Source organism: Candidatus Bathyarchaeota archaeon, assembly GCA_026014735.1.
GTDB lineage: Archaea > Thermoproteota > Bathyarchaeia > Bathyarchaeales > Bathycorpusculaceae > Bathycorpusculum.
Map to the genome: position 1 here is coordinate 1 of JAOZHT010000008.1, position 5,027 is coordinate 5,027.

Consider the following 5,027-nt stretch of genomic DNA (forward strand, 5'->3'; position numbering starts at 1 on the left):
ATTAACTTATATTATTAGTTATCAACAATATAGATACTTTTTAAGGATCGACTATTTACATTGACTGCCATAGCCAGTATTAGTTTTAAAATAAGGAAAAATTCTGTGTCTGATTATGTGACACTGATGTCAGCCGTTAGCTTGTGGCTGTTTTACTCTTTCTCGCTCGTGGATGTTACCACTGACCAGTGACAATGGATGATCTTCCATTGTTTGTCAGGTTGTTGCCTGTAAACTTCAGTGCATTTTTCACGGAAAACATCGCTTCCGATATGTGATACCAGGTTATAACTCAAAACGGCAGTTTCACCGGCTATCTGAACAACAGGCTCAATCATCTCGCAGCTGTCTATCCGGAATGCTCCCTGCATGCTTTCATAGAAAGCCTTTACTTTTTCAAATCCATCGAACCGTTTTTCCCGGAAAGGATCGAAATAGGTGATGTCATCAGCATATATTTCCAGAAAACCGGACGGATTTCCCTTGTTCAGTTTCTCCAGTGCAGTTTTTTCCATTGTAATAATGGCAGTTGCCAGGTCTTCCTGATCCAAGTCTTGTGCTTCAGATTGTGTTATATTTTTATCCTTCGTGGTAGTCTGAACGCAGCCGGAAAAACAAATAACAGCAGCTGCAACGTAGATAATTTTTCTCATAATTGATTTCGTTCTGGTTCCCTGTGTGTTTATAGTATTAATCTTCTGCTCATGCCTCCATACAAATAAAACAATAAATTAAGATAACCGGAATGCAGTTTCCAATATTTCCTCAAGGCTTCCGGATGCATATTTTCAGGCTATATGCATGGGTCTGGCGGTGCGGGTTAGTTATAGCAGGGCAGGGGATGGAATGAGTTTTTGTCATCAATCCCGGAGAGCGTAACTGCCATCTTTCCCCGGGTGGCATCAGACACCAGTCCGGTTCGGTATAGCAGCAAACGTCTTTGATTTTCCGGTTAGGCAGGTCAGCACTCTGAAACTGGCAACGCCAATTGTATATACCGATCTGTTTTCTGCCGGCGCATTATCTGGGAGGAAACCTGAATGGCAGAGAAAATCTTATATTAACTTTTTTACCTTTCATTAACCCTGGTTCCCATTCAGGGGATTCGGATACTGCCCTTAAAACCTCCCTGTCGAGATGCTTATTCATTGAGCTTCTTGTGATGCTTATATCACATACCTCTCCGGCAGTATTTACAACGAATGTCACAATTGTCAACCCGGTTATACGCCTGTAAGCTTCCATCGGGGGGTAGTGGAGAGTTTTATTAATATACACTCTGCAACTGAGTATATCACCCCCTTTGAATGTCGGCATTTTGTCGGCAACAACGTAAATAGAATTCTCGTCAGTTTGCCCCTCTTCAATATTGTAGCAGTTTTTTAATGTAAAATCGTAGTCTATTATAAGAGGCTCGGCATCAGCATTTTTATACGACCATTTCCCGACCATGTCTCCTTGCCTGTATTGCCCGGTGACAGTGTCAAATCCGCACAATTTTGTGGAGAATATGAAAGTTCCGTTTTCAATTTTGGGGTTCAAAGAGTAATACTCACCTGTCATTAAAACTTTCCCGGATCTGTCTGTCTCAGTTATCCGGTAAAGGGTATCGTTAATGGTTAAGATCTGACGTATATAATCAGCTTTTTGCTCATCGGATGTGGCCCAGTTCCTGTCATAATACTGGTAAGTAACACTTTGACCGAAAGCAAAAGCATGAGTTGTTAACAGGATGAACAGAAGTGCTTTACTTTTCATAATATTGATTGATAAGGTGAATTTCTGGTATAGCTTGCTGCCAGTGTTTTTGCGGTATCAAACGTCTGGGAGAGCGTGTTGCCTTCGTATACACCGTTACAGATAGTTAATTCATGGCATGGATGGCCGGATAACCATTTCACTCCGGAAATTCTTTGACCGCACGTTATGAACTGATTTTTCATTCCCGGTTTTTGTCATTATTATCCTATAGTTTGATTCCAAAATTTGAGTACAAAAAAGTTCCGCTACCGTGTTTTAGTTTCCCCTTATTATACAAGCCGGTGAAGGCTTTGTCCATATCCTTGATAATCGACAATGGGACATTTATATCGTGATGTGCCGGCAGAATTTTCCTTACCGGCAGAGGCAGCAGTTTTTTTATCGAGTTCATATAGGCAACCGGATCTGTTGACGGATAATATGCAAACAATTCGCCAATATAAATTAAATCGCCAGTGTATAAATATCCTCTATCGTTTTCGAAAAAGCACATATGTCCGGGAGAATGTCCCGGTGTGTGCAGAACCTGTATTGTCCTTCGTCCCAGTTCAATTGTATCGTTGTCTTTTAACACTCTTGCCGGGACTCCTTCAAACAGATAATAATTATTGACATCAAAGTCTTTTGGAAAATCGCACGGTTCTTCTGTTAATAAATCCCGAACCTGTTCTGTTGTCAAAGGAAATCCACCATTTATCCATTCTGTTTCTGCTTCGTGTACGTAAAAATCAGAAAAATATTTATGTCCGCCAAAGTGGTCGTAGTGTACATGTGTCGTAACTGCCGTAACAGGTTTATCTGTCAGTTTTTGTACTTGTTCCAGGATATTTTCCACGCCAAGACCTGTGTCGATTAGTAAGCATTTTTCTGCTCCGTTTAGTACGTAACTATGTGTTTCTTCCCAATGTTTATATTCGCTTATAACCGAGGTGTCGTCGTCTATTTTTTCAATTGTAAACCAATCGTTTTCATTGTTATTCATCATTCTCAACTTCTCTTTATCCGTTCTTACATTCTCTTTCGTTAACCTTGCCCATAACATATTTATCAGGTAAACGTTTCCTACATACCAACATCTGATTAAAGATATCTTGAGCAACAAGATTTAAACGTTGCATAAATTTATAATAAACTTCTAAAAATTAGTAGTAAGTCAGGGAGCAATTGATATTAACCGGTTCATGGTGAATCTGGATTGAGCCTGACATTGTCGCCCCCGGGACCATGTCAGTATCCACGCGTTCTCAAAGCCCTTGTAACGTTGAATATAACGATGACAGGAAGCGGGAGTAAACGGCCGGGCCGGTACGGGTACATGGAGCCAGATCAGGGTCGGTTTGCATAGCCCAACTACCTGCCGGCACGACAGCCCGGCAGGGAATTAAGCAGATAATGCAGATATGAGCATAACCGGCCCGGTGATAAACCTCTCCGGCGACAGCCTGATCAGTCTGCTGGATTTGAGAAAGAATCTGGTGTATCCGGCGATAGAGACTGAGCAGTATTAGCGCTGCAATGAACTGAGTCTTACTCTTCAGGTGCAGTCCGGGATGCTGTTAAGTTGTTGAATCAAGATCAAGAATATAATTAACAGCAAGTTCAATTACGGATTTTACTGCCCGGGGCTCAATCTTGTCGAGTGTATCGGAGGGAGTATGGTAATAAGCTGTCTTATTCTTAAAATTCAGGGGCATCCCTATGACGGATGCTACCTGTGCTTTGTGCTTTACAAACCATGAAGCATCTGTTCCCCCTCCTCCGAACGGGATCCTCCCGGGTTTTATCCCGATGCCTAGCTGCCTGGCAATGTCGAGGCATTTCCGGTTCTGCAACGCGGATAAAGGCACCAGTCCGTTTCTGTCCCTTTCCAATAAGGTTAAATCGTCATAAGAATATATGCTGTCGATATTCAATACAAATGTTGGGGTGTCATTTATGTCTTTGATATGTCTCCGGATGTAGGCCTTAACCCCTCTCTGACCGGCTTCCTCGGCGTCGGTGCTAAGGAAGACCAGCCTGGTCTTCCTGAGATTCATTTTAAGAGGATTGCCTTTGCCGAATATCCAAGAGAGTTTAACGGCGATAACGGATCCGATAAGATTATCTCCGGCTCCAGGCGAGGGTTCATTTGTGATAAAGAAGAACAGTGGCAGCACGGCTACGGATAAAACTATCACTAATATCATCAGGATGTCACTGTATAAGACATGGCCGCCTATCACCAGGAACAGAAACCTGTATACTGAGATTGCCGTCCCGCACAGGTAACTGCCGATCGACATGATCATAATGAAGCCATATAGAGACTGATGGCTTTTGAGGTACCTGAACACGTATGCACTGTCATGATGCCCGACAACGATGACCTGTTGCTCCGTACGGTTATCCGGTTCGATAATCCCGACTGCATTTTGGGCATTTTTGCCGGGAAACAGTTTATCAAACAGGCTGACGTAAAAAATGAAATGACTTATTCCATACACCGCACCGGCAATGATAATGCAAACCGACACGTACACACCAACTCTGCCGAACCAGTATGCAACTGAAGAAATCAAAAAGATAATGGCAAGTATTCTCCCTATGTTCCATAGTTGTCCGGGATGTACCCTGAACGGTTCGGTAGCGCTTTTATCGCAGGATCCGGAGAACAATTCCTTTATTGCCTCGCCGGCTTTTAGCGCGGCATCGGTGCCTGTTATCCGGCAGGTGAACCTGTCAAGCAACCGTGAAGCGGTCTCAAATACTTCGTCAGTGCTTTCATCTGTAAGTCGGAAGAGGTCTCTCATCAAAGCATATTCAGGCAGGCTAATGATAACGGAAGGGAGTATGCATGTGCCGTTTAAGTTTCCGGTTCTTTTTCTTTGTTTATGGAAAAGCGTTCACGGGTCAAGATAATAAATTTTCTTACAGCTGTCATATGGCCGACTGTTCCTGGGGCACGGGGTAATAATGACCGGGAACCTGACTTGGGGGTATATTGAAGTTATCCGGTGAAGTGCACAGGTTGCCTTAATTTGGCTCAAAGACAAAAAGAAATTACTTGTTGAAGTGAATTTCGTTCTGATATCGAATAGAAAGATTAAAATGAGTTATTTAAGAATATGTCCCTTCCCCTCAGTCGATTTATTAAAAATGAAAAGGAAAGACAAATACTTTTTCAGAATAATACTTTTCAAAATTGACCTCATCATTTAAATAAAAACAACAGACCTAATGATTAAAATTTTAGTAATTTTACTGAATAACGGATAACTATTTATTAT

Annotated in this window: 4 protein-coding genes; all 4 read right to left on the minus strand. The window is 42.1% G+C overall.

The window, feature by feature from the left end; all coding sequences use genetic code 11:
* Positions 1 to 152: 152 nt before the first annotated feature.
* Entirely contained in the window at positions 153 to 653 is a 501-nt protein-coding gene (locus tag NWE93_15100) for a nuclear transport factor 2 family protein (GenBank protein ID MCW4001556.1), read from the minus strand.
* A gap of 367 nt (positions 654 to 1,020) precedes the next feature.
* Positions 1,021 to 1,758: an energy transducer TonB gene (locus tag NWE93_15105; protein MCW4001557.1), complete on the minus strand. Its 738-nt coding sequence runs from the start codon at positions 1,756 to 1,758 to the stop codon at positions 1,021 to 1,023.
* 208 nt (positions 1,759 to 1,966) lie between these two features.
* Positions 1,967 to 2,743 carry an MBL fold metallo-hydrolase gene (locus NWE93_15110; protein MCW4001558.1) on the minus strand — a complete coding sequence of 259 codons (777 nt, stop codon included), beginning with the start codon at positions 2,741 to 2,743 and terminating at the stop codon, positions 1,967 to 1,969.
* 574 nt (positions 2,744 to 3,317) lie between these two features.
* The gene (locus NWE93_15115; protein MCW4001559.1) at positions 3,318 to 4,550 is read right to left on the minus strand and encodes a M28 family metallopeptidase; all 1,233 of its coding nucleotides are present in this window, start codon (positions 4,548 to 4,550) and stop codon (positions 3,318 to 3,320) included.
* Positions 4,551 to 5,027: the final 477 nt, after the last annotated feature.

Coding starts and splice junctions, on each gene's coding strand:
- NWE93_15100 (MCW4001556.1), bottom strand. CDS start 653: ATGAGAAAAATTATCTACGTTGCAGCTGCTGTTATTTGTTTTTCCGGC.
- NWE93_15105 (MCW4001557.1), bottom strand. CDS start 1,758: ATGAAAAGTAAAGCACTTCTGTTCATCCTGTTAACAACTCATGCTTTT.
- NWE93_15110 (MCW4001558.1), bottom strand. CDS start 2,743: ATGAATAACAATGAAAACGATTGGTTTACAATTGAAAAAATAGACGAC.
- NWE93_15115 (MCW4001559.1), bottom strand. CDS start 4,550: ATGAGAGACCTCTTCCGACTTACAGATGAAAGCACTGACGAAGTATTT.